The 20724-nt window shown below is 69.8% G+C and carries 22 protein-coding genes; 8 read left to right on the forward strand and 14 right to left on the reverse strand.

Annotated elements, in window-relative coordinates; genetic code table 11:
• Positions 1-199: 199 nt before the first annotated feature.
• The 7 genes from C7389_RS10530 to C7389_RS10560 form a co-directional block, all read right to left on the reverse strand.
• Positions 200-1717, reverse strand: a complete 1518-nt coding sequence (locus tag C7389_RS10530) for a tripartite tricarboxylate transporter permease (protein ID WP_133591130.1) — start codon at positions 1715-1717, stop codon at positions 200-202.
• A 13-nt stretch (positions 1718-1730) separates the two neighbouring features.
• Complete coding sequence (locus C7389_RS10535; protein ID WP_133591132.1) at positions 1731-2180, reverse strand: tripartite tricarboxylate transporter TctB family protein; 450 nt, start codon at positions 2178-2180, stop codon at positions 1731-1733.
• 128 nt (positions 2181-2308) lie between these two features.
• Complete coding sequence (locus C7389_RS10540) at positions 2309-3301, reverse strand: Bug family tripartite tricarboxylate transporter substrate binding protein (RefSeq protein ID WP_133591134.1); 993 nt, start codon at positions 3299-3301, stop codon at positions 2309-2311.
• Between the two features lie 238 nt (positions 3302-3539).
• Entirely contained in the window at positions 3540-4778 is a 1239-nt protein-coding gene (locus tag C7389_RS10545; protein ID WP_133591136.1) for a mandelate racemase/muconate lactonizing enzyme family protein, read from the reverse strand.
• 119 nt (positions 4779-4897) lie between these two features.
• Positions 4898-5845, reverse strand: coding sequence for a LysR substrate-binding domain-containing protein (locus C7389_RS10550; protein WP_133591138.1), 948 nt, complete (start codon positions 5843-5845; stop codon positions 4898-4900).
• A 49-nt stretch (positions 5846-5894) separates the two neighbouring features.
• A complete protein-coding gene (gene petA, locus C7389_RS10555) occupies positions 5895-6518 on the reverse strand; it encodes a ubiquinol-cytochrome c reductase iron-sulfur subunit (RefSeq protein ID WP_133591140.1) in 624 nt (207 codons plus the stop codon).
• 287 nt (positions 6519-6805) lie between these two features.
• Positions 6806-8125 carry a sigma-54 interaction domain-containing protein gene (locus C7389_RS10560; protein WP_133591142.1) on the reverse strand — a complete coding sequence of 440 codons (1320 nt, stop codon included), beginning with the start codon at positions 8123-8125 and terminating at the stop codon, positions 6806-6808.
• Positions 8126-8300: 175 nt separating this feature from the next.
• On the opposite strand from C7389_RS10560, the gene C7389_RS10565 reads away from it, so the two are divergent.
• The 5 genes from C7389_RS10565 to C7389_RS10585 are packed head-to-tail and all read left to right on the forward strand — an operon-like array spanning position 8301 to position 11801.
• Positions 8301-8585: a hypothetical protein gene (locus C7389_RS10565; RefSeq protein WP_133591144.1), complete on the forward strand. Its 285-nt coding sequence runs from the start codon at positions 8301-8303 to the stop codon at positions 8583-8585.
• On the forward strand, positions 8575-10179 hold the full coding sequence (locus C7389_RS10570; RefSeq protein WP_133591146.1) for a cytochrome ubiquinol oxidase subunit I: 1605 nt from the start codon (positions 8575-8577) through the stop codon (positions 10177-10179). The genes C7389_RS10565 and C7389_RS10570 overlap by 11 nt, the downstream gene beginning before the upstream one ends.
• 13 nt (positions 10180-10192) lie before the next feature.
• Positions 10193-11335: a cytochrome d ubiquinol oxidase subunit II gene (gene cydB, locus C7389_RS10575; protein WP_133591148.1), complete on the forward strand. Its 1143-nt coding sequence runs from the start codon at positions 10193-10195 to the stop codon at positions 11333-11335.
• A gap of 17 nt (positions 11336-11352) precedes the next feature.
• Complete coding sequence (cydX, locus tag C7389_RS10580) at positions 11353-11484, forward strand: cytochrome bd-I oxidase subunit CydX (protein ID WP_133591150.1); 132 nt, start codon at positions 11353-11355, stop codon at positions 11482-11484.
• A complete protein-coding gene (locus C7389_RS10585; RefSeq protein WP_133591152.1) occupies positions 11484-11801 on the forward strand; it encodes a cyd operon YbgE family protein in 318 nt (105 codons plus the stop codon). The genes cydX and C7389_RS10585 overlap by 1 nt, the downstream gene beginning before the upstream one ends.
• A gap of 255 nt (positions 11802-12056) precedes the next feature.
• Here the strand turns inward: C7389_RS10585 and C7389_RS10590 are convergent, their stop codons facing one another.
• Positions 12057-12953 carry a helix-turn-helix domain-containing protein gene (locus C7389_RS10590; RefSeq protein ID WP_133591154.1) on the reverse strand — a complete coding sequence of 299 codons (897 nt, stop codon included), beginning with the start codon at positions 12951-12953 and terminating at the stop codon, positions 12057-12059.
• A gap of 220 nt (positions 12954-13173) precedes the next feature.
• On the opposite strand from C7389_RS10590, the gene C7389_RS10595 reads away from it, so the two are divergent.
• From C7389_RS10595 to C7389_RS10605, 3 genes are all read left to right on the forward strand, one after another.
• Entirely contained in the window at positions 13174-14337 is a 1164-nt protein-coding gene (locus C7389_RS10595) for a cytochrome P450 (RefSeq protein WP_133591156.1), read from the forward strand.
• Between the two features lie 113 nt (positions 14338-14450).
• Positions 14451-14774 (forward strand): 2Fe-2S iron-sulfur cluster-binding protein, encoded by a 324-nt coding sequence (locus C7389_RS10600; protein ID WP_133591157.1) that lies wholly within the window; start codon positions 14451-14453, stop codon positions 14772-14774.
• Position 14775: 1 nt separating this feature from the next.
• Positions 14776-16017: an NAD(P)/FAD-dependent oxidoreductase gene (locus C7389_RS10605; protein WP_133591159.1), complete on the forward strand. Its 1242-nt coding sequence runs from the start codon at positions 14776-14778 to the stop codon at positions 16015-16017.
• A 246-nt stretch (positions 16018-16263) separates the two neighbouring features.
• On the opposite strand, the gene C7389_RS10610 is transcribed toward C7389_RS10605, so the two are convergent.
• The 6 genes from C7389_RS10610 to C7389_RS10635 all read right to left on the reverse strand — a co-directional run bounded on the left by C7389_RS10610 (position 16264) and on the right by C7389_RS10635 (position 20724).
• A complete protein-coding gene (locus C7389_RS10610; protein WP_133591161.1) occupies positions 16264-16683 on the reverse strand; it encodes a tautomerase family protein in 420 nt (139 codons plus the stop codon).
• Positions 16684-16693: 10 nt separating this feature from the next.
• The gene (locus C7389_RS10615) at positions 16694-17449 is read right to left on the reverse strand and encodes an SDR family oxidoreductase (protein WP_133591163.1); all 756 of its coding nucleotides are present in this window, start codon (positions 17447-17449) and stop codon (positions 16694-16696) included.
• A 21-nt stretch (positions 17450-17470) separates the two neighbouring features.
• Positions 17471-18403 carry a catechol 2,3-dioxygenase gene (locus C7389_RS10620; RefSeq protein ID WP_133591165.1) on the reverse strand — a complete coding sequence of 311 codons (933 nt, stop codon included), beginning with the start codon at positions 18401-18403 and terminating at the stop codon, positions 17471-17473.
• Positions 18404-18536: 133 nt separating this feature from the next.
• On the reverse strand, positions 18537-19586 hold the full coding sequence (gene dmpG / locus C7389_RS10625) for a 4-hydroxy-2-oxovalerate aldolase (protein WP_133591167.1): 1050 nt from the start codon (positions 19584-19586) through the stop codon (positions 18537-18539).
• Positions 19586-20500: an acetaldehyde dehydrogenase (acetylating) gene (locus C7389_RS10630; RefSeq protein WP_133591169.1), complete on the reverse strand. Its 915-nt coding sequence runs from the start codon at positions 20498-20500 to the stop codon at positions 19586-19588. The genes dmpG and C7389_RS10630 overlap by 1 nt, the downstream gene beginning before the upstream one ends.
• Positions 20497-20724 (reverse strand): tautomerase family protein, encoded by a 228-nt coding sequence (locus C7389_RS10635; protein ID WP_133591171.1) that lies wholly within the window; start codon positions 20722-20724, stop codon positions 20497-20499. Before C7389_RS10635 ends, C7389_RS10630 begins: the two co-directional genes overlap by 4 nt.

A 20724-nucleotide genomic window follows, 5' to 3' on the forward strand; every position in this document is an offset into this window, starting at 1 on the left:
GACTTCACTGAAGTCACTATCGATTTAGCGCAGTTAGAACATGGCAATCTTCTTGATCTTGCAGATAGTCATAACCACCGGCATTGGCTCGCCCCCCTTAAAGGGATGGCCATTTCCCAAAGACTGGTTGGCTTGAATCAAGCTCCCGGCATTCAATTCCCACCACGATATTTCCAGTGACTTCACCCCAACCTCCCCTTCACCCCGCCGGCCTCAGCGCCTCCCTCCTCTTCAGCACCGCAGCCGTCCTTCTGCACACCGCCCACGCCAGCACGGCCACCGTCACGCCCAGGATGATCGCGCTCAGCGGGCGATCCACGAAGGTCGTCACATCCCCGCGCGCCAGCATCATGGCGCGGCGGAAGTGTTCTTCCATCAGCGGACCGAGGATGAAGCCCAGCAGCAGCGGGGCGGGTTCGAAGCTGAGGACGGCGAAGGCGTAGCCGAGGGCGCCGATGAGGGCCACCTGCAGGATGTCGAAGCTGCTGTTGTTCACGCTGTACACGCCCAGGCAGATGAACACGATGATGGCGGGGTAGAGCACGCTGTAGGGGATGCGCAGCACGCTTACCCACAGGCCGATCAGCGGGATGTTGAGCACCAGCAGCATCAGGTTGCCGATGACGAAGCTGGCAATCAGGCCCCAGAACAGTTCGGGCTGTTCCACCATCAGCAGCGGGCCGGGGGTGATGCCGTGCAGGATGAGCGCGCCCAGCATCAGCGCCATCACCGCGTCGCCGGGGATGCCCAGCGTCAGCGTGGGGACGAAGGCGGTCTGGGCGGCGGCGTTGTTGGCGGATTCGGGCGCGGTGATGCCTTCCACCGCGCCCTTGCCGAAGCGCGCCGGCTCGCGCGCCACTTTCTTTTCCACCGCGTAGGCAATGAAGGCGGCGATGGCGGAGCCGGTGCCGGGCAGCGCGCCGAAGAAGGAGCCGATGCCGGAGCCGCGCGCCATTGGCATCCAGGAGCGGCGCACGTCGTCGCGGCTGGGCACCATGCTGCGCAAGCGGATCTTGTCGTCGCGCAACTGGCCTTCGCGCGGCCGGTTCACCGCGCTGATCACCTCGGCGATGCCGAACACGCCCATCGCCAGGGCGACGATGCTGAGCCCTTCGGCCAGGCCGTTGAAGCCGAAGGTGAAGCGCTGCACGCCGGTGCTGACGTCGGTGCCGACCACGCCCAGCAGCAGGCCGAGCAGCACCATCGCCAGGCCCTTGGCGAGCGCGCCCGAGCCCAGTGTGGAGGCGGCCACCAGGCCCAGCGCCATCAGCGCGAAGTACTCCGCCGAGCCCAGTTCCAGGCCGAGTTCGGCGATCGCCGGGGCGAAAGCCACCAACAGCGCCAGCCCGATCATGGAGCCAAAGAAGGAGGCGGCGGCGGTCATGAACAGGGCGGCGCCCGCCCTGCCCTGCTGTGCCATCGGGTGGCCGTCCAGACAGGTGATGGCGGAGGAGGCCGAGCCCGGCAGGTTGAGCAGGATGGAGGCGGTGGAGCCGCCGTACTGGGCGCCGTAATACACGCCGGCCAACATGATGATGGCGGGCGTCGGCTCGATGTAGTAGGTCACCGGCAGCAGCAGCGAGATGGCCGCCAGCGAGCCGATGCCGGGCAGCACGCCGATGAGGGTGCCGAGGAAGACGCCGATGAAGCAGTACATCAACGTCACCGGCAGCATGGCCGTCTGGAAGCCGGCCAGCAGGTTGTTCAGGGTGTCCATTGCCGTCTCCCCCTCAGAAGTGCCACCACAGCGGCACGATCATGCCCAGGCCGGTGACGAAGATGAGCACCGTGAGCAGCGTGACGCCGGCCGCCAGCTTGAGCCGGCCGGGCCAGCGCAGGCTGCGGTCGGCGAGCGAGGCCAGCAATACCGCCGCCACGGTGGCGATCACCAGGCCCAGGGTCTGCAGCGCCAGCGCGAACACCACCACCGAGCCCAGCACCAGGCCGCCTGTGCGCCATTCCACCCGGATGGGTTTGGCCTTGCCCTGCCGCCGCCAGGCCGGCGCGGCGATGGCGCCGCCGAGCAGCAGCAGGCCGATGCCCAGCAGGATGGGGAAGAAGCCCGGCCCCATCTGCTGCAGGGAGCCGAATTCGTAGCGTTGCCCGTAGAGGGCGGCGAACAGGCCGATGGCGGCGACCAGCAGGCCGCCCAGCAGGTCGCGGTAATTCTTGTCCGTCATGCGGGGTCTCCTCCGCGGCCGCGTCGCGCCCGGTGCTGGCGGCGTCGCGCGGCGCTTGTCGAGTTTTGGCAGTCCCTTGCGGGCCAGTGAGCGTAGCGGCCGGGCGTCCGCGCGCCCGGCTGCGGGCCTCAGTTGGCGGTGATGCCGAACTTGCGGGCGGCGCCGCTCCAGCGGTCCACCTCGGCCACCCAGAAGCGCTGGAACTCCGGCTGCGGCATGTTCACCGCAGCCACCCCGGCGGTCTTCCATACTTCGCGCATGTCTTCGCGCTGCAAGGCACGGACGATTTCCTCGTGCATGCGGGAGACCACCTCCGGCGGCGTGCCCTTGGGCGCGAACACGCCGTACCAGGTCATCACCTGGAAGCCGGGCATCACGGTTTCCGCCAGCGTGGGCACGTCCGGAAAGGCTTCGGTGCGCTGCGGCGAGGTCACCGCCACCGCCTTCACCCGCTTGGCGCGCACCTGCACCGCGGCGGTGGGCATGGTCTCGAACATCACCTGGATGTGGCCGGCGAGGATGTCGCGTATCGCCTGCGAACTGCCACGGTAGTGGATGGCGGCCATGTCCGGCGTGCCGACTTCGGCCTTGAACATCTCGGTGGCGACGTGGTGCAGCGCGCCGGCGCCGCCGGTGCCGTAGCTCACCTTTCCGGGGTTGGCCTTGATCCACGCCACCAGTTCCTGCGGCGTTTCCACCGGCACCCGCTTGCTGACGATGACCATGTTGGGCGTCTCGCCGATGTGGGCGACACCGACCAGATCGCTCTTGCTGTCGTAGGGCACGTCGGCATAGACGCCGGGGATGATGGCGTGGTGGATGGCGCCCATCAGGAAGGTGTAGCCGTCCGGGGCGGACTTGGCGACATGCTCCGCGCCCACCATGCCGGCGGCGCCGCCGCGGTTCTCCACCACCACCGCCTGTTTCAGGGCTTCGCCCAGGTGCTGGGCCAGCGGCCGGGTGAGCGTATCCAGGGAACCGCCGGCCGAGGCCGGCACGATCAGCCGTATCGGCTGCTGGGTGGGCCAGGCCTGGGCCTGGGCGCCGCCGGCGGCGAGGGCACAGGCGGCGAGGGTAATGCCGCGCAGCAGGCGTGCGGCGCGGAATGGGAATCTCTTCATGTCGGGTCTCCTTTGGTCTTGATGTCGTTATGTCGCGGACCGTGAGCGGTCCGGGCCGTCGTCGCGGCGTGCATCGAGTGTGTTTCCCGCCGGCGCGGTGTCCCGCCGCGCCGGTGTGCTGCCTTGTGTCTGCTGGAATCTGCCTCCTCTGCGGGCGGGCTTGGCCCCACACCCGTTCTCTGTTCGTTCCGCTGGCCGGTGGCGGGCGCCCTGTCGCAGGGCCCGCCACCTTGCCGGCTCAGGCCTTGCCGGCGCCGCGCGAGGTTGGCCGCCGCGCCAGTTCCGCCACCGCGTCCCAGTCGGGCGTGAAGCCCAGGCCAGGCGCCTCCGGCAGCGGCAGCCAACCGTTCTCCGGCACCGGCAGGCCGGTGAAGAGCTGTTCGCTCATGGTCACGGCCACATGGTGATATTCGATGAAGCCCCCATGCGCAAGGCCGGCATGTAAATGCATGTTGTGGAAGGGCCAGGCGCCGCCGTTGGCGATGGCCACCTGCCAGGCCTGCGCCATGCCGGCGATGCGCAGGCACTGGGTGTAGCCGCCGGTGATGGCGACGTTGGGCTGGGCGATGTCCACCGCCCTCGCCTGGAAGAGGTCGGCGAAGCGGCTGTCCAGGCCCTCGTTCTGGCCAGCGGCCAGCGGAATATTGATGCTGCGGCGCAGGTCGGCCAGCGCGCGCACGTCGTTGTGGCTCACCGGCTCTTCGAAGAAGGCGATGCCGCAGTCCTCCACCCGCTGGGCGAGCAGGCGGGCGTGGTAGGGGTCCAGGCTGCAGTTGGCGTCTATGCACAACTCCGGCCCCGGCCCCACCGCTTCGCGCACCGCGCGGATGCGGGCTTCGTCCTCGCGGATCACCGCCGACAGCGGCCGTGGCTCGTCGCGGCGCTGCAGGGCATGGTTGCCCACCGTCATCTTCAACCGGGAGAAGCCCAGGCCGACCCAACTGCGCGCCGCCTCGGCCAGCTGCTCGGTATCGAGAAAGCCGAAACCGAAGGTGGCATACACCGGCACCCGCTTGCGCGCGCCGCCGAGCAGCTTCCACAGCGGCAGGCCCAGCGCCTGGGCTTTCAGATCCCACAGGGCGATGTCCAGCGCGGCAATGGCGTGGGCGCCGTAGCCGCTCTGGCCGCGCGGCGTCAGCAGCCAGTAGAGGCGGTTCCACAGCCGCTCGATGTTGAGCGCGCTCTCGCCGAGCAGGTGATGGGCGGCCACCTCGTTGATCGCCGCGGCCACCACCTCTTCCTCGGTGATGGCGGTGAAGCCGCAGCCCACCAGCCCGCTCTCGGTCTCCACCCGCACCAGCACGCAGGACAGCGCGGTGGGCTTGCGCACCGCGCCCACCACCGCATCCACCGGCACGTTGATGGGGATGGCGCGCACGCTGCGGATGGTGAGCTCGCGCTCCAGCCGGGCGCCGGCTGCCGCGGCCGCGCCGTGTTGTTGATCGACGTTCTTCGTGGCTTCTTTATCTATCTGCATGCCTGGGTCTCCTCTTGCGCTCGCCTGCCAGCGGCGTGTCGCCGTGCGGGCTGCGTTCGGCGTTTATAGAGACCGGCGGCAGGAGTGGACAAGCGAGTTTTTTGCGAAGCCGTTTTCGACTATCTCGAAACCTTGGCATCGGGAGATGACAGCGGACTGCCGTCCGCCGCGGCCGATGCCTGCAGGAAGTCGATGATCATCCGCGTCTGCGGCAGCGGTTCGCGCTGGGTGGGCCAGCCGATCAGCAGGCGGCGGCGGGCCCAGTCGTCGCGCAGCGGAATCGCCTTCAGCCGGCCGAGGGCGACATAGGCTTCGGCCGAGCGCACCGGCAGCACGCCGACGCCCACGCCGCCTTCGATCATGCGGCACACCGCGTCGAAGCTGCGCACCTGGATGCGCAGCCGCAGCACCCGGCCGAGCCTGGTCGCCGCCAGCTGCATGCGCGACAGGATGGCGGTGCCGCCGTGCAGGCCCACCTGCTCGTAGGCCAGCGAATCGGCGAAGGAGATTTCGTCCCGCGCTGCCAGCGGGTGGCCCAGCGGCATCACCAGCGCCAACTCGTCGGTGCGGTAGGGGCGCACCACCATGCCGGGCGTGGCATAGCTCTCTTCGAAAATGGCGAGGTCGGTGCGGTCGGTCTGCAGCAGCGCCACCGCCTCGGCGCTGGTCTGCTCCTCCAGGTCGATGCGCAGGCGCGGATGGGCTTCGAGGAAGGCGGCGATGTCGCGTGGCAGGAACTGCACGATGGCGGCGGCGTTGGCCACCATGCGCACCCGGCCCTCGACGCCGCTGGCGTAGTCGCGCAGCTCTTCCTCCAGGCTGGCCGCCAGCGCCGCCATCTGCCGCGCCTGGCCGACGAAGACCTCGCCCGCCGGCGTCAGCGCCACGCCGCGCGGCCGGCGGTGCAGCAGGATCACGCCCAGGCGCGCCTCCAGGTCGCTGATGCGCTTGCTCGCCGCCGCCACCGACATGTGGCAGCGCGCCGCGCCGCCGCTGATGCTGGCGGCTTCGGCCACCGCGATCAGCAGGCGGACGGCGGCGATGTCGAGTTGGGCCAGGGCGCTCATCGGGACTCCGGGGCGGAACGGCCCCGGAGTATCCCACGGGCGGCGGCACTCAGACGACGGCGCCACCCTCGCCGCCGGCATCCTCGCCGACCAGCAGGCGGTTGCCGTCCAGCCAGCGGTGCGGCGGCACTTCGAGATTGGTCGGCGCCGGCTGGTGCAGGAACACCCGGCCGGCGAGGTCGAAGCGCGAGCCGTGGCATGGGCACAGGAAGCCGCCCGGCCAGTCCGCCTCCATGCCGGCGACGGCGCCGGGCGCGAACTTCTCCGAAGGCGAGCAGCCGAGGTGGGTGCAGATGCCGACGAGCACCAGGAACTCCGGCCGGATGGCGCGCTGCGGGCCGGCGGCGTAGGCCGGCTGCTGCGCTTCCTGCGAGGCAGGATCGGCAAGGCGCTCGTCATGGCCTTCCAGCGCGGCCAGCATCTGCGCACTGCGGCGCAGGATCCACACCGGCTTGCCGCGCCACTCCACCGTCATCATCTCGCCCTCGGCGAGACGGCCCACGTTCACCTCCACCGGCGCGCCGGCGGCGCGGGCGCGCTCCGAGGGCGTCAGGCTGGCGACGAAGGGCACGGCGGTGGCAGCCATCGCAACGGCACCCGCGCCGGCGGTGGCGGCGAGCAGGCGGCGGCGGTCGTCGTCCGCGGGGGCGGGCGTCAGCGTATGGGCGGGCATGGTTGGCACTCCTTGAGCGGTCGGGGATGAGGCGACGCGCCGCCGCCGCGGCCCCGGGGCCCGCAGGGGTGGGGCGAGGTGACCAGTGGCCGCCGCGACGCTCGCGGACGCGCCGCCTCGCCCTTACAGAAACAAATCGCGTGCCTGCCGCGCATCGCCTCCCGCAACGGCGGGAAAGCGCTTTTACTTCATTCGCTTGCATGGCTCGGCGCAGACAGGCCGCCACCCCGCGTACTGCCGCCGGCTGCCGCTGGCGGCAGCAGTGGCAGGCACGACCGCCAAGGCTGTCAGCCGCGCTCCAGGTCGCGCAGCTTGCGATACAGGGTGCGCTCGCTGATGCCCAGGCGCTCGGCCAGCGCCCGCCGGCTGCCGTGATGCTCGCGCAGCGCCTCCAGCAGCGCCTGCCGCTCCAGCCGCCGCAGGCCGCCACTCATGGCCGCACCCGCCAGCGGCGCCGACGCCTCGCCGAGCACCTCCGGCGGCAGGTGGGCGAGGTCTATCTGCTCGCCGTCGCACATCAGGCTGGCGCGCTCCAGCACATTGCGCAGTTCGCGCACATTGCCGGGAAAAGCGTAGGCGGCGAGGCAGCGCAGCGCCGGCTCCGTCAGCGTCAGCCGGCGCCGCGGCGCCACCCGCTCCAGCAAGGTCGCCACCAGCAGCGGCAGGTCGGCCAGCCGTTCGCGCAGTGGCGGCACCGGGATGGGGAAGGTATTGATGCGGTAGTACAGATCCTGGCGGAAGCTACCCTCCGCCACCATCTCGCGCAGCGGCCGGTGAGTGGCGGACACCAGGCGGATGTCGGCCTGGCGCAGCTCGGTGGAGCCAACCCGGCGATAGGTGCCGGTCTCCAGCAGGCGCAGCAGCTTCACCTGCATGCCCAGCGGAATGTCGCCCACCTCGTCGAGGAACAGGGTGCCGCCGGCAGCCGCCTCCACCAGCCCGGGCTTGCGTGCGCTGGCGCCGGTGAAGGCGCCGCGCTCATGGCCGAAGAGCTCGCTCTCGAACAGGGTTTCCGGCAGGCCGGAGCAATCCACCGCGACGAAGGGCCGCCCGGCGCGCGGGCTGGCGGCGTGGATGGCCTGGGCCACCAGTTCCTTGCCGGTGCCGGACTCGCCCTGCAGCAGCACCGCCGCCTCGGCCGGCGCCACCCGCGACACCAGCTCCAGCATGCGGCGGAAGGCCGGCGCGCGCCCCACCATGCCGCCTCCGCCGGGGCCGCGGGCGACCTCCATCGGCGCCATCTTCTCGATGAACCAGGCGATGCGGCCCTCGCCGTCGCGCACTGGCGACAGTTCGATGGCGACGTACTCCTCGCCGCGCGGGGTGTGATGCAGATGCAGCACCCGCTCGCGCGTGCCCGACTGCAGGCTGCGGGTGAGCGGACAGGACTCGCCGGCCTGGTCGCAGGGCCGCGGATAGCGGTGCGAGACCTCGTAGCAGTTGCGCCCGAGCACGCTGCGGGTGGTGCCGAAGGCAGCGCGGTAGGCGGTGTTGGCGGCAACGATGCGGTAGTCGCGGTCGCACAGGATGTGGGGCTCGGACAAGGTCTCCAGGTAGGACACCAACTCCGGCAGGACGGGCTCGCCGGCGGACGGCACGGGGGACATGCTGCGACACCTCTGACAGGGGACTGCCATATCTTGCAGCACTGGCAGTACGGCTGTCAGCCCTGCACGCCGGACGGCAGACGCCAAGGCCCTGATTCCACGCTATTCCGCGGCACCGCGCCGGGCTGGCATGCGGCTTGTTATTACCAAGGTGAGATTTTCACCCGCCACCGCCATGTCACCGCCCATCCCCCCGCCTGCCCCGCCGCCTTTCGAGGCGGCCTCAGCAAAAACATGCAAACCGCATCCAGCGCCACCCCTGGCGCCGGCCTCCGGCCCCCTCAGCGGCGCCGACCGCCGCCTGCTGCGCGAACTGGCCGTGGCGCTGGCGGTGAAGCTGGCGCTGCTCGCCGCCCTGGGCGGCTGGCTGGCCAGCGGCGGCACAGAAGCAGGCGCCGCGCCGCTGGCCGGCCCCGCCCCTTCCGATTCCCGTACTCCGAGAGATAACGATGGTCACTGAGCAACTCGTCGACCTGTCGCGGCTGCAGTTCGCCGCCACCGCGATGTACCACTTCCTGTTCGTTCCGCTGACCCTGGGCATGACCTGGCTGCTGGTCATCATGGAAAGCCTGTGGGTGATGACCGGCAAGCCGGTGTACCGCGACATGACCCAGTTCTGGGGCAAGCTGTTCGGCATCAACTTCGCGCTGGGCGTCACCACCGGCATCACGCTGGAGTTCCAGTTCGGCACCAACTGGGCCTACTACTCCCACTACGTCGGCGACATCTTCGGCGCGCCGCTGGCGATAGAGGGCCTGATGGCCTTCTTCCTCGAATCCACCTTCATCGGCCTGTTCTTCTTCGGCTGGGCGCGGCTGTCGCGGCTGCAGCACCTGCTGGTGACGCTGCTGATGGCGGTGGGCACCAACCTCTCCGCGCTGTGGATCCTGGTCGCCAACGGCTGGATGCAGAACCCGGTGGGCGCGGAGTTCAGCTTCGAGACCATGCGCATGGAGCTCACCGACTTCACCGCGGTGCTGCTCAACCCGGTGGCGCAGGCCAAGTTCGTGCACACCGTGTCCGCCGGCTATGTCACCGGCGCGATGTTCGTGCTGGCGATCTCCTCCTGGTACCTGCTGCGCCGCCGCGACGTGGATTTCGCCAAGCGCTCCTTCCGCATCGCCGCCGCCTTCGGCTTCGCCTCGGTGTGCTCGGTGATCGTGCTCGGCGACGAGTCCGGCTATTCGCTGGGCGAGGCGCAGCAGACCAAGCTGGCAGCGATGGAAGCGATGTGGGAGACCGAACCCGCCCCCGCCGGCTTCAACCTCTTCGCCCTGCCGGACGACGCCGCGATGGAGAACCGCTACGCGCTGCAGATTCCCTGGGTGATGGGCCTGATCGGCACCCGCTCGCTGGAGCAAGAGATTCCCGGCCTGAAGGAGATCCTGGCGAAGAACCGCGCCCGCATCGTCAGCGGCATGGAGGCGGTGCGCCTGCTGGACGCGCTGCGCGCCGACCCCGCGGATGCCGCGATGCAGGCGCGTTTCGACGCGATCAAAGGCGACCTCGGCTTCGGCCTGCTGCTGCGCCGCTACGTCCAGAGCATGGACGAGGTGACGCCGGAGCTGGTGGACCGCGCCGCGCGCGACACCCTGCCGCGGGTGGCGCCGCTGTTCTGGACCTTCCGCCTGATGGTGGCGCTGGGCTTCGCCATGCTGGCGCTGTTCGGCCTCGCCCTGTGGCATTCGCTGAAGGGCGACTTCGCCGAGCGCCGCGGCCTGCTGCGCTGGGCGCTGTATTTCCTGCCGGTGCCGTGGATCGCCTGCGAGATGGGCTGGTTCGTGGCCGAGTACGGCCGCCAGCCGTGGACCATCTACGGCGTGCTGCCCACCCATCTGTCCGTGTCCACGCTGACGGTGGAGAGCCTGTACGGCTCGCTCGCCGGCTTCGTCGGCTTCTACACCCTGCTGCTGGTGGTGGAGATGTACCTGATGGTGCGCTTCGCCCGCCTCGGCCCGGCCAGCCTGGGCACCGGCCGCTACCACGGCGAGGCGCCCGCGCCGGCGGCGCCCCTCGCGCCCGCCGCCATCGACCCCCGCCCCACCCTGTCCTGACCGGAGCCCCGCCATGCCTCTCGATTACCCCACCCTGAAACTCATCTGGTGGCTGCTGGTGGGCGTGCTGCTCGTCGGCTTCGCCATCATGGACGGCCACGACATGGGCGTCGGCACCCTGCTGCCCTTCGTCGGCAAGAGCGACGAGGAGCGCCGCGCGGTGATCAACACCGTGGGCCCGCACTGGGACGGCAACCAGGTGTGGTTCATCACCGCCGGCGGCGCCATCTTCGCTGCCTGGCCGCTGGTGTATGCCACCGCCTTCTCCGGCTTCTACTGGGCCATGCTGGCGGTGCTGTGGGCGCTGTTCTTCCGCCCGGTGGGCTTCGACTACCGCAGCAAGATCCACCACGCCGGCTGGCGCCGCACCTGGGACTGGGGCCTGTTCGTGGGCGGCGCGGTGCCGCCGCTGATCTTCGGCGTGGCCTTCGGCAACCTGCTGCAGGGCGTGCCCTTCCATTTCGACGCCAACCTGGTGCCCTACTACACCGGCAGCTTCTGGGCCCTGTTGAACCCCTTCGCCCTGCTCGCCGGGGTGGTGAGCAGCGCCATGCTGAGCTTTCACGGCGCGGTCTATCTCGCCCACCGCACCGAGGGCGACATCCAGCGCCGCGCCATCCGCGCCGCGCTGATCTTCGGCCCGCTGATGCTGCTGGCCTTCAGCCTCGCCGGGCTGTGGGTGGCGCGCGGCGGCCTGGGCTATGCCTTCGCCGTCGCCCCCGACCCGGCCGCCCTGCCCAATCCGCTGGCGAAGCGCGTGGTGGCCGAAGCCGGCGCCTGGCTGCACAACTACGCCAGCGCGCCGGCCACGGTGCTGGTGCCGGCGCTGGCCTACGCCGGCGGCCTCGCCGCCATCGCCCTGGTGGCCGCCCGCCGCACGCTGGCGGCCTTCGTCGCCTCGGCGCTGGCCATCGTCGGCGTCATCGGCACCGCCGGGGTGTCCATGTTCCCCTTCGTGATGCCCTCCTCCACCCGGCCGGACGCCAGCCTCACCGTGTGGGACAGCGTCTCCAGCCAGCGCACGCTGGGCATCATGCTGTGGGCCACGGTGATCTTCATGCCGCTGATCGTGGCCTACACCGGCTGGGCCTACAGGGTGATGGCGGGCAAGGTCACCACCGCCTACATCCGCGAGAACGAGCATTCCGCCTACTGAACCCGAGGAGTCTTTCGATGTGGTACTTCGCCTGGATACTCGGCATCGGCTTCGCCGTGCTGCTGGCCATACTCAACGCCCTGTGGGGCGATACCGCAGCGATGCGCGCCGGCCGCGCCGCGGCGGACGATGACGCGGAGCAAGCTTGATGGCGGCCGCGCCCGGGCCGGCCGCCGCCGGCTCGGCCCCCATCGCCGCCACCCCCGGCCGGCTGCGCCCGCTGCCGCTGCTGGCAGCCCTGGCGCTGATGCTGGGGCTGGGGATCGCACCCAATCTGTTCGCCACCGCCGACGGCCGGGCGGACCACCTGGCGGCGCTGGCGCTGTGCTGGGCGATGAGCGCCGGCTTCGTCGCCGGCGTCGGCTTCCGGCCGCAGGCGCTGGCCTGGCGGCTGCTGTTCTCGCCGGCGGCCGTGGCGCTTGGGCTGGCGCTGGGGCTGGGGCGCTTGCTGATGGTGGGTGGCTGAGGGCGAGAGGGGTTCGGCGGGCTGGCGGGTAGCGCGCGTCTTTTTTCCTGCCTCCGCCTGCGGGGGATGGGCGGCATGGTTTTCTCTGGCTCTCGCGGGAGAAGGAGGGCGGCTGACGCCCCCTGCGGAGGGCGCCCCCTCTCCCCCGGCCCCCGCGAGGGGGAGGGGGCAAACCCGACGTCGCCTGCCCTCATGTAATTTCCTGCCACGCCCCTGCAGTTTCTCCTCCTGCCCCCACACCTCTCACTCCGAGCTTCATGCTTCGCCCTCCACCCCCTGGCGGCGGAAGGCGGATGGGGTGAGACCGGTGCGGCGGCGGAAGAAGCGGCAGAAGTAGGCCGGGTCCTGGAAGCCGAGTTCGTATGCGATGCGGGATACCGGCGCGGCGATGTAGATGAGCTTGCGCCGCGCCTCCAGCAGCAGCCTGTCCTGCGTCAGTTCGAAGGCGGAGCGGCCAGCCACCGCCTGGCACAAGCGGTTCAGCGTGCTCTCCGTGGTGTGCAGCGCCTCGGCGTAGCGCGGCACCAGCCAGTGCTCGGTGTAGTGCGCCTCCACCAGCGCGCGGAAGCGGGCGAAGAGTTCATGGCGGGCACGGTCGGCCGGGGTGGCGGCGTCGGCGGCCTGCAGGCGGCTGCGGGCGAGCAGCATCAGCAGCGCACACACCAGCCACTCCACCATCTTCGCCCGGCCGGCGGCATCCTCATGAAACTCGGCCTGCAGCTGCTCCAGCAGCGCGGCCATCGGCGCCGCCGATTCCAATGGAATGGCCTGCGGCTGGCGGAACAGCACGTCCTCGAACATGCGGCCCGCATTGCCGGCTTCGCCGGACAGCATGGCGGCGGTCAGCGTCAGCACGTAGCCGTGGGTGCCGGGGGTGAAGCGGAAGGCGTGGACCACGCCGGGCGGAATCGCCGCCGCCAGCGGCGCCGTCACCGCCGAGCGCCGGCCATCCAGCGTCAGCTCGCCGCCGCCGTCGAGAAAAAATACCACCTGGTAAAGGCCGGGGTGGGTGTGGGTGCCGATCTCCCAGTCGTAGCGCTCGCTGCGGCTGCGGATGTCTTCGATGTGGAAGAACTCGGCGTCCGCCACCGTGCCGGCGTCGCCATAGAGAAAGAAGCGTGGAATGGCCGCGCCGGGTGCGGGCTGCTGCATGGGTCTCCTCCCAGGATTTCACGGCCGGTCTTGTGCGCCTGGCCTGTTGCGCCCGCCATCGGGGGCGGTACGCAGATTGACGGAATAGTACAAGCCGCCTCCGGCTTAGTCCATTTTCGCGCCAGGGTCTTGTCCCTAAAGTTGCCGCATGGCGGGGCCGGCTCCGGCGGCCCGCCCAGATGCGGTGCCGCCAGCCGGCGGCGCCCGACAAGGAGGAGACATGTTCAGCTTCGATCCCTATTCACCAGCGGTGGACGCGGACCCGTTCCCGTTCTACCGCACCCTGCGCGACGAGCATCCCTGCTTCTGGAGCCAGGAAGCCAATATGTGGGTGCTGTCGCGCTATGCCGACATCGTGACCGCGCTCAACGACTGGCAGACGTATTCCTCGGCGCGCGGCAACCTGATGACCGAGCTGCCCAACCGCGCCGGCGCCACCCTGGGCACCACCGATCCCCCGCGCCACGACCGTCTGCGCGGCCTGGTGCAACACGCCTTCATGAAGCGCAACCTGGCCTCGCTGGACGGCGCCATCCGCGAGGCGGCCATCGACGCGCTGCAGCCGCTGCTGGGTCAGCGCCAGTTCGATTTCGTCGAGGACTTCGCCTCCAAGTTCACCGTAAAAGTGCTGTTCCGCGTGCTCGGCCTGCCGCCGGGCGACGAGGTGGCGGTGCGCGACCGCGCGGTGCTGATGGTGCAGTCCGACCCGGCCACGCGGCAGAAGGGCCCGGCCCACATCGCCGCCTTCAACTGGATGAGCGAGTACGCCAGCGGCATCATCGCAGAGCGGGTGAAGCAGCCGGGCGAGGATCTGATCTCCCAGTTCAGCCTGGCCGAGATCGACGGCGAGCGCCTGTCCGAGCGCGAGGTGCTGCTCACCACCACCACGCTGATCATGGCCGGCATCGAATCGCTGGGCGGCTTCATGTCGATGTTCGCGCTCAACCTCGCCGACCACGCCGAGGCCCGCCGCCGGGTGGTGGCCGATCCGGCGCTGCTGCCGGAAGCCATCGAGGAGTCGCTGCGCTTCAACACCTCCGCCCAGCGCTTCCGCCGCTGCCTCACCCGCGACATCGAGCTGCACGGCCAGCAACTGAAGGAAGGCGATTTCATCTGCCTCGCCTACGGTTCCGGCAACCGCGACGAACGCCAGTTCGCCAACCCGGACGTGTATGACATCGACCGCAAGCCGCGCGGCCACCTCGGCTTCGGCGGCGGCACCCACGCCTGCCTGGGCACCGCCATCGCCCGCATGGCGGTGAAGATGGCCTTCGAGGAATTCCACAAGGTCTTCCCGGAGTACAGCCGGGTGCAGGAGCAACTGCCGTGGATGCCCTCCTCCACCTTCCGCAGCCCGCTGCGGCTGGATCTGGCGGTCGGCTGAAGCACTGCGTCACCCAGGACGACCGCCGGCCCCGCGCCGGCGGTCGCGCTGCATTTTCCGCAACACAGTCCGCAACACAGAACACGCATCCCCATATCGAGAGGAGACAAACCATGGTCATGATCACTTACGTCGAACCCAACGGCGGCCGGCAGGAAATCGATGTGCCCGAAGGCTGGAGCCTGATGCAGGGCGCCATGTCCAACGGCGTGGATGGCATGGAGGCCGAATGTGGCGGCTCCTGCGCCTGTGCCACCTGCCACTGCTACATCGACGAAGCCGCGCTGGCGCGCATTCCGCCGGCCGCCGACAACGAAGCGGCGATGCTGGAGAACGTGGTGGCCGAGCGCCGCCCCAACAGCCGGCTGGCCTGCCAGGTCAAGGCCACGGCCGCGCTGGAAGGCATCCTGGTGGAACTGCCGGCGGCGCAGAGCTGACATGGGCGCGCCCATCGTCATCGTCGGCGCCGGCCAGTCCGGCCTGCAGGTGGCCGAGTCCCTGCGCAGCGAAGGCTGGGAGGGCGGCATCCTGCTGCTGGGCGAGGAAGCGGTGCCGCCCTACCACCGGCCGCCGCTGTCCAAGGCCTACCTTGCCGGCAAGGCGGAAGAGGCCCAGCTCTTCATCCGCAGCCCGGAAGCGCTGGCGAAGAAGCGCATCGACTTCCGCCCCGGCAGCCGCGTCGCCGCCCTCGACATCGCCCGGCAGACGCTGACGCTGGCCGATGGCAGCCAGCTGGACTACGAAGGCCTGGCGCTGGCCACCGGCGCGCGCAACCGCGCGCTGCCGCTGCCCGGCGCGGAGCTGGACGGCGTGTTCGGCCTGCGCACCCTGGACGACACCCGCCGCATCGCCGAAGCCCTGGCCGCGACCGAAGCGGTGGTGGTGATAGGCGGCGGCTTCATCGGCCTGGAATTCGCCGCGGTCGCCGCCGCCCAGGGCAAGCGCGTCACCGTGCTGGAAGCGGCGGAGCGGCTGATGGCGCGGGCGGTGCCACCGGCGCTGTCGGACTTCTACCTGGCGCTGCATCGCGCCCACGGCGTGCGGGTGGAGCTGGGCGTGAGCGTGGCGGCGGTCCTCGGCGAGCAGGGCCGCGCCCATGGCGTGCGCTGCGCCGACGGCCGCGAGTTCGAAGCCGGGCTGGTGGTCGCCGGCATCGGCGTGCTGCCCAATGACGAGCTGGCCGCCGCCGCCGGCATCGCCTGCGATCGCGGCATCCTGGTGGATGCCTGCTCGCGCACTTCTGCGCCCAACGTGGTTGCCAGCGGCGACTGCACCGTCACCCGGCTGGAAGATGGCAGCCTGCGCCGGCTGGAGTCGGTGCAGGCGGCGGTGGAGCAAGGCAAGTCCGCCGCCGCCGCGCTGCTTGGCCGCGAGCGCCCCTTCAGCGCCCGGCCGTGGTTCTGGTCCGACCAGTACGAGGTCAAGCTGCAGATGGCCGGCCTCGCCGCCGGTGCCGACCGCAGCGTGCTGCGCGGCAGTCAGGAGGCGCACGCCTTCTCGCTGTTCCACTATCGCGGCGAGCAATTGCTGGCGGTGGATTCCCTCAACCAGCCGCAGGTGCACATGCTCGCCCGCCGCATGCTGGACGCCGGCCGCTCGCCGACGCCGGCCCAGGCGGCGGACAGCGGCTTCGAGCTCAACACCGTGCTGGCGACACCGGCGCCGGCCATGAGCAGCTGATTCAGTCCGCGGTGGCCGGGCGCCGGGGGTTTGACAGCCGCTGCCGCGATGAGGCTGGAGCCCCTTGCAGAGGTGATTCCAGGGTAGCGAGGCAACCTGGATGAAGCGCCACCGGCCGGCAGCGCCTGCGGCCAGCCAGCGGCCGGACTGCTTGCGGGCTGTCGTGGCGCTGACAGCCCCGCGCGGCGCCCGCCAGTGAGGCAGCGCCGCCAGGGAAAAAGCCAGGCGCGGCTTAAGCCAGAGGGGTCAGCAAGTCTTGCCCGCTCGAGCCGCGACCTCGCCTTGCCGCATGACGCTGGCCGGCACGCCGCCGATCCCCCAGTTCTCCGGCACCACCGGCACGATGCCGCCGCGCACCAGGGCGCGATCGACGCCGAGCACCCGTTCGACGATGTCGGTAAAGCCATGCAGCAGGCGCTGGCGGTCGGCCAGCGAGCGCCCTTCCATCACGACGAAGCTGAAGTACGGTGCCCGCCGCACCTCCCGGCACAGCGGCACGCCGCCCACCGCCACGAGTTCCGGCCGGTAGAGCTGGATGAATACCCGCACGCGGTCCACCGGGCAGGCGAGCACTTCAGCGAAGAAACGGCTGGACTCCACCAACAGCGTCTCGTGTTGCTCCGCCGTGTACTGCCCTTCAGCGAGATGGAAATGCAGGATCGGCATCGCCGCCTCCTCAGGGCAGGCCGCGGCGGCGGCCGGCGTCCAGCATCAGCGTCGAACCGGTCATCGCGTCGGCTTCGGGCGCCAGCAGCAGCGACACCGCCCAGGCCACCTGCTCCGGCGTGGTCAGCGCGCCGATCGAGGATTCGCCGCGCATTTCATCCAGCACCGCATCCACGCTGATGCCGCGCAGCGCGGCCCGGTCGGCGGCGACACGGTGCAGGCGCTCGGTGTCGGCCGGGCCGGGGGCGATGGTGTGGGCGGTGATGCCGCGCTCGCCGTAGGCCAGGCTCAACTGGCGCACCACGTTGATCAGCGCCGCGTTGGCCACGCCGGCGGCGGCGGCGTAAGCGGTGGGTTCGAGGCCGTAGTGGCCGCCGATGGCGACGATGCGCGCGCCCCGCAGCAGCTTGTCATCGACCGCGCGCACCAGGCGCAGCAGCCCGCCGACCTTGATGTTCACCGCCTCGGTCATCGACGCCGTCGGCGCGCCGAGAATGCCGCCCGCCACCGCCACGCCGGGGCCGTGCACCACCATCCGCACCGGCCCGTCGACCGCGGCGCCTATCGCCGCGATGGCACTGTCCGACGCGATGTCGGCGGCGCAGGGCCGCAGGCCCGGGCAGCGCTCGCGCAGCGCGTCCAGCGCATTCACCGAGCGCGCCACCGCCACCACCGCCAACCCCTGCCCCGCCAGCCGCGAGACGATGGCCTGGCCGAAAGCGCCGGTGGCGCCGACGACGACTGCGATTTCCTGTTGTGATTTCATGCGTTTCCTTCCTGTGGCAACTCAGGTGAGCACGGTCAGGAAGCTCTCGCGCGGGATGTTGTCCTGCGCAAAGGTCGCCGCGCCCAGCTCGCTGGTATCCCAGGTCAGCGTCGGCGTGTCCGGGTAATGCACGTAGCCGCCGGAGAAAACCTCGTTGCGATTGCCCGACGGGTCGAAGAAATAGATGGTCGCGCCGCGGGTGACGCCGTGGCGGTTGGGGCCGACATCGACCGGAATGCGGTACTTGCCGATCAGGTCGGCGGCGTGAATCACGTCGTAGGTCGATTCCAGCAGGAAAGACACGTGATGGAAGCGTGCCTCGTCCGGCTGCAGCACGAAGGCGATGTCGTGCGGCTTGGTGGAGCAGCTGAGGAAGAGTGCGAGCGAGGCCTCGCTGTCCACATCGATCAGGCGCTCGCTCAGGTCGAACTCGAACACCTCCCGGAACAGCCGCGCGTTCCGGTCGATGTTGGGGCCGCCGAGCAGGCAGTGGTCCAGCCGGTTGATGCGGCAGCCGCGGATCACGCCTTCGTCCGGCATCACGCCCGGATTGCGCGTGCCCAGGGTGTTGCCGGTCTGCTCCTTGTGAGCGTAGAGCTGCATCAGGTGTCCGCTCGGCAGGCGGAACTGCAGGCGCCGGCCGGAGTGCGGATAGACGCCGGCGGCAATGTGCTCCACCTTCAGCCCGAAGGCCTCGATCTTCGGCGCCAGTTCGGTGAGCGTGGCGTCGTCATAGACCTTGAAGGCGAAGTAGTCCATGCCGGCGGAATCGGCCTCGCGCAGCACCAGGCAGTGGTGATCGTGCTCGTCCCAGGCCTTGTAATAGACCCGGCCGCCTTCGCCCTGCATCACTTCGTGCAGACCGAGGCGGCGGCCGTAGTGCTCGCGCGCGGCGCTCATGTCGAGTACGCGGATCGCGACTTCGCCGAGCCGCAGCAGACCTCGTAGTGCCATGTTGTTGTCTCCTCTGTTGTTTTTTCTGCTCCGCGCCCGACCTTGGCCGCGGGCGCGGTGTTCTTCTCCTTCCCCGTCGAGGGGGAAGGAGCAAAAGTGCGGCGACTGACGGTCAGCCCGGAGTCGACGGCGCTCAAGCCGCGCCCGTCACCACCCCGCGCTCCCGCGCCATCGTCATCGCGGTGTCCTGGATCATGTCCTCCTGCCCGCCGATCATCTTCTTGCGGCCCAGCTCGACCAGGATGTCCCGCGCCGGCACGCCGAAGCGCTCCGCCGCGCGCTTGGCGTGCAGCAGGAAGGTGGAATACACGCCGGCGAACCCCAGCGTCAGCGATTCGCGGTCGACGCGGACCATGTGGTCCATCATCGGCACGATCACGTCCTCGGCCACGTCCATCAGCTTGAAGAGATCGACGCCGGTCTCGATGCCCATGCGCTCGCACACCGCGGCGAACACTTCCAGCGGCGTGTTGCCGGCGCCAGCGCCCAGGCCGGCCACCGAGCCATCGATGCGGCTGGCGCCGGCCTCGATGGCGGCGATGGAATTGGCGATGCCCATGCCGAGGTTGTGGTGGCCGTGGAAGCCGATTTCGGTTTCCGGCTTCAGCACCTCGCGCAGCGCGCGCACCCGCGCGGTGACGTCGGCCGGCAGCATGTAGCCGGCGGAGTCGGTCACGTACACCGTTTGCGCGCCGTAGGACTCCATCAGCTTGCCTTGCTGGGCGATGCCGGCGGCGTCGTTGAGGTGGGACATCATCAGGAAGCCGGTGGTGTCCATGCCCAGCTTGCGGGCGAAGGCGATGTGCTGGGGCGCGGTGTCGGCCTCGGTGCAGTGGGTGGCCACATGCACGCTGCGGGCGCCGGCGTCGTAGGCGGCCTGCAGTTCGCGCATCGTGCCCAGGCCGGGAATCAGCAGCACAGACACTTTCGCCTGCTTCATCCGCGATGCCACCGCCGAGATGTATTCCTCGTTGCTCGCCAGCGCAAAGCCGTGCTGCAGCGAATTGCCGCCCAGCCCGGCGCCGTGGGTCGCCTGCAGGTAGGGAATGCCGGCATCGTCCAGCGCGGTGGCCACCTTCACCATCTGCTCCACGCTGATCTGCTCGCGCTTGGCGTGCATGCCGTCGCGCAGGCACATGTCGTGCAACACGACCTTGCGCCCCTTCAGGTTCGATTCGCTCATCACGCCACCTCCACGGTCTTCAGCTTGATCTTTCCGGCCAGGATCTCCTCGGCGAACATCTCGGCGGTGCGCGTTGCCGCCGCGGTCATGATGTCCAGGTTGCCGGCGTACTTCGGCAGATAGTCGCCCAGGCCGGCGACCTCCATGAACACCGAGACCTTGTTGCCGTCGTAGCTCGGCCCATTCACCAGCCGGTAGCCGGGCACGTATTTCTGCACTTCACCGATCATCTGCAGGATGGATTCGGTGATGCGCGCCTGGTCCGGCGTGCCTTCGGTGAGGCAGTAGATGGTGTTGCGCATGATGAGCGGCGGCTCGGCCGGGTTGATGATGGCCAGCGCCTTGCCCTTCTTCGCACCGCCGACCTTCTCGATGGCCGACGAGGTGGTGTAGGTGAATTCGTCCAGGTTGGCGCGGGTACCAGGGCCGACCGACTTCGATGACAGGCTGGCGACGATCTCGGCATATTCCACGCCCTGCACGCGCGACACCGCGTTGACGATGGGAATCGTCGCCTGGCCGGCGCAGGAGATCATGTTCACGTTCATCTCCACGCGGTCGGCATGCTGGCGCAGGTTCACCGGCGGCACGCACAGCGGGCCGATGGCGGCGGGCGTCAGGTCGATCATCATCACGCCCAGCTCGTTGAGCTTGCGCGAGTTCTCCGCATGCACATAGGCGCTGGTGGCGTCGAAGGCGATCTGGATGCCGTCTTCCAGCACATGCGGCAGCAGGCCATCCACGCCGTCGGCGGTGGTCTTGAGGCCCAGCTCGCGGGCACGCGCCAGCCCTTCGGAGGCGGGGTCGATGCCCACCATCCACACCGGCTCCAGCACCGGACTGCGCTTGATCTTGTAGATCAGGTCGGTGCCGATGTTGCCCGAGCCGATCAACGCGCATTTGATCTTGTTCATTGCCTCTCCTCCGCTTGCGCCACCGCGCGCTGGGCTGCGGCGCGCTGGGCCATGTTCATGCCGCCGACGAAGAACTCCTCGTCGCCGTGTTCGGTAATCAGGATGCGCACGCTGTCCTGCCGCACCCCCAGGCTGCGCGTCACCGCCTCGGTGACGGCCTGGGCCACCGCCCGCTTCTGCTCGACGGTGCGCCCCTCCATCAGGTGCATCTCGATGATTGGCAT

The organism is Azoarcus indigens, assembly GCF_004361735.1.
Taxonomy (GTDB): Bacteria; Pseudomonadota; Gammaproteobacteria; order Burkholderiales; family Rhodocyclaceae; genus Azoarcus; species Azoarcus indigens.

Coding starts and splice junctions, on each gene's coding strand:
- C7389_RS10550 (WP_133591138.1), bottom strand. CDS start 5,845: ATGAGCGCCCTGGCCCAACTCGACATCGCCGCCGTCCGCCTGCTGATC.
- C7389_RS10570 (WP_133591146.1), top strand. CDS start 8,575: ATGGTCACTGAGCAACTCGTCGACCTGTCGCGGCTGCAGTTCGCCGCC.
- C7389_RS10590 (WP_133591154.1), bottom strand. CDS start 12,953: ATGCAGCAGCCCGCACCCGGCGCGGCCATTCCACGCTTCTTTCTCTAT.
- C7389_RS10615 (WP_133591163.1), bottom strand. CDS start 17,449: ATGAAATCACAACAGGAAATCGCAGTCGTCGTCGGCGCCACCGGCGCT.
- C7389_RS10535 (WP_133591132.1), bottom strand. CDS start 2,180: ATGACGGACAAGAATTACCGCGACCTGCTGGGCGGCCTGCTGGTCGCC.
- C7389_RS10635 (WP_133591171.1), bottom strand. CDS start 20,724: ATGCCAATCATCGAGATGCACCTGATGGAGGGGCGCACCGTCGAGCAG.
- C7389_RS10585 (WP_133591152.1), top strand. CDS start 11,484: ATGGCGGCCGCGCCCGGGCCGGCCGCCGCCGGCTCGGCCCCCATCGCC.
- C7389_RS10630 (WP_133591169.1), bottom strand. CDS start 20,500: ATGAACAAGATCAAATGCGCGTTGATCGGCTCGGGCAACATCGGCACC.
- C7389_RS10610 (WP_133591161.1), bottom strand. CDS start 16,683: ATGCCGATCCTGCATTTCCATCTCGCTGAAGGGCAGTACACGGCGGAG.
- C7389_RS10565 (WP_133591144.1), top strand. CDS start 8,301: ATGTCACCGCCCATCCCCCCGCCTGCCCCGCCGCCTTTCGAGGCGGCC.
- C7389_RS10540 (WP_133591134.1), bottom strand. CDS start 3,301: ATGAAGAGATTCCCATTCCGCGCCGCACGCCTGCTGCGCGGCATTACC.
- cydB (WP_133591148.1), top strand. CDS start 10,193: ATGCCTCTCGATTACCCCACCCTGAAACTCATCTGGTGGCTGCTGGTG.
- C7389_RS10600 (WP_133591157.1), top strand. CDS start 14,451: ATGGTCATGATCACTTACGTCGAACCCAACGGCGGCCGGCAGGAAATC.
- C7389_RS10545 (WP_133591136.1), bottom strand. CDS start 4,778: ATGCAGATAGATAAAGAAGCCACGAAGAACGTCGATCAACAACACGGC.
- C7389_RS10620 (WP_133591165.1), bottom strand. CDS start 18,403: ATGGCACTACGAGGTCTGCTGCGGCTCGGCGAAGTCGCGATCCGCGTA.
- C7389_RS10605 (WP_133591159.1), top strand. CDS start 14,776: ATGGGCGCGCCCATCGTCATCGTCGGCGCCGGCCAGTCCGGCCTGCAG.
- C7389_RS10560 (WP_133591142.1), bottom strand. CDS start 8,125: ATGTCCCCCGTGCCGTCCGCCGGCGAGCCCGTCCTGCCGGAGTTGGTG.
- petA (WP_133591140.1), bottom strand. CDS start 6,518: ATGCCCGCCCATACGCTGACGCCCGCCCCCGCGGACGACGACCGCCGC.
- dmpG (WP_133591167.1), bottom strand. CDS start 19,586: ATGAGCGAATCGAACCTGAAGGGGCGCAAGGTCGTGTTGCACGACATG.
- C7389_RS10530 (WP_133591130.1), bottom strand. CDS start 1,717: ATGGACACCCTGAACAACCTGCTGGCCGGCTTCCAGACGGCCATGCTG.
- C7389_RS10595 (WP_133591156.1), top strand. CDS start 13,174: ATGTTCAGCTTCGATCCCTATTCACCAGCGGTGGACGCGGACCCGTTC.
- cydX (WP_133591150.1), top strand. CDS start 11,353: ATGTGGTACTTCGCCTGGATACTCGGCATCGGCTTCGCCGTGCTGCTG.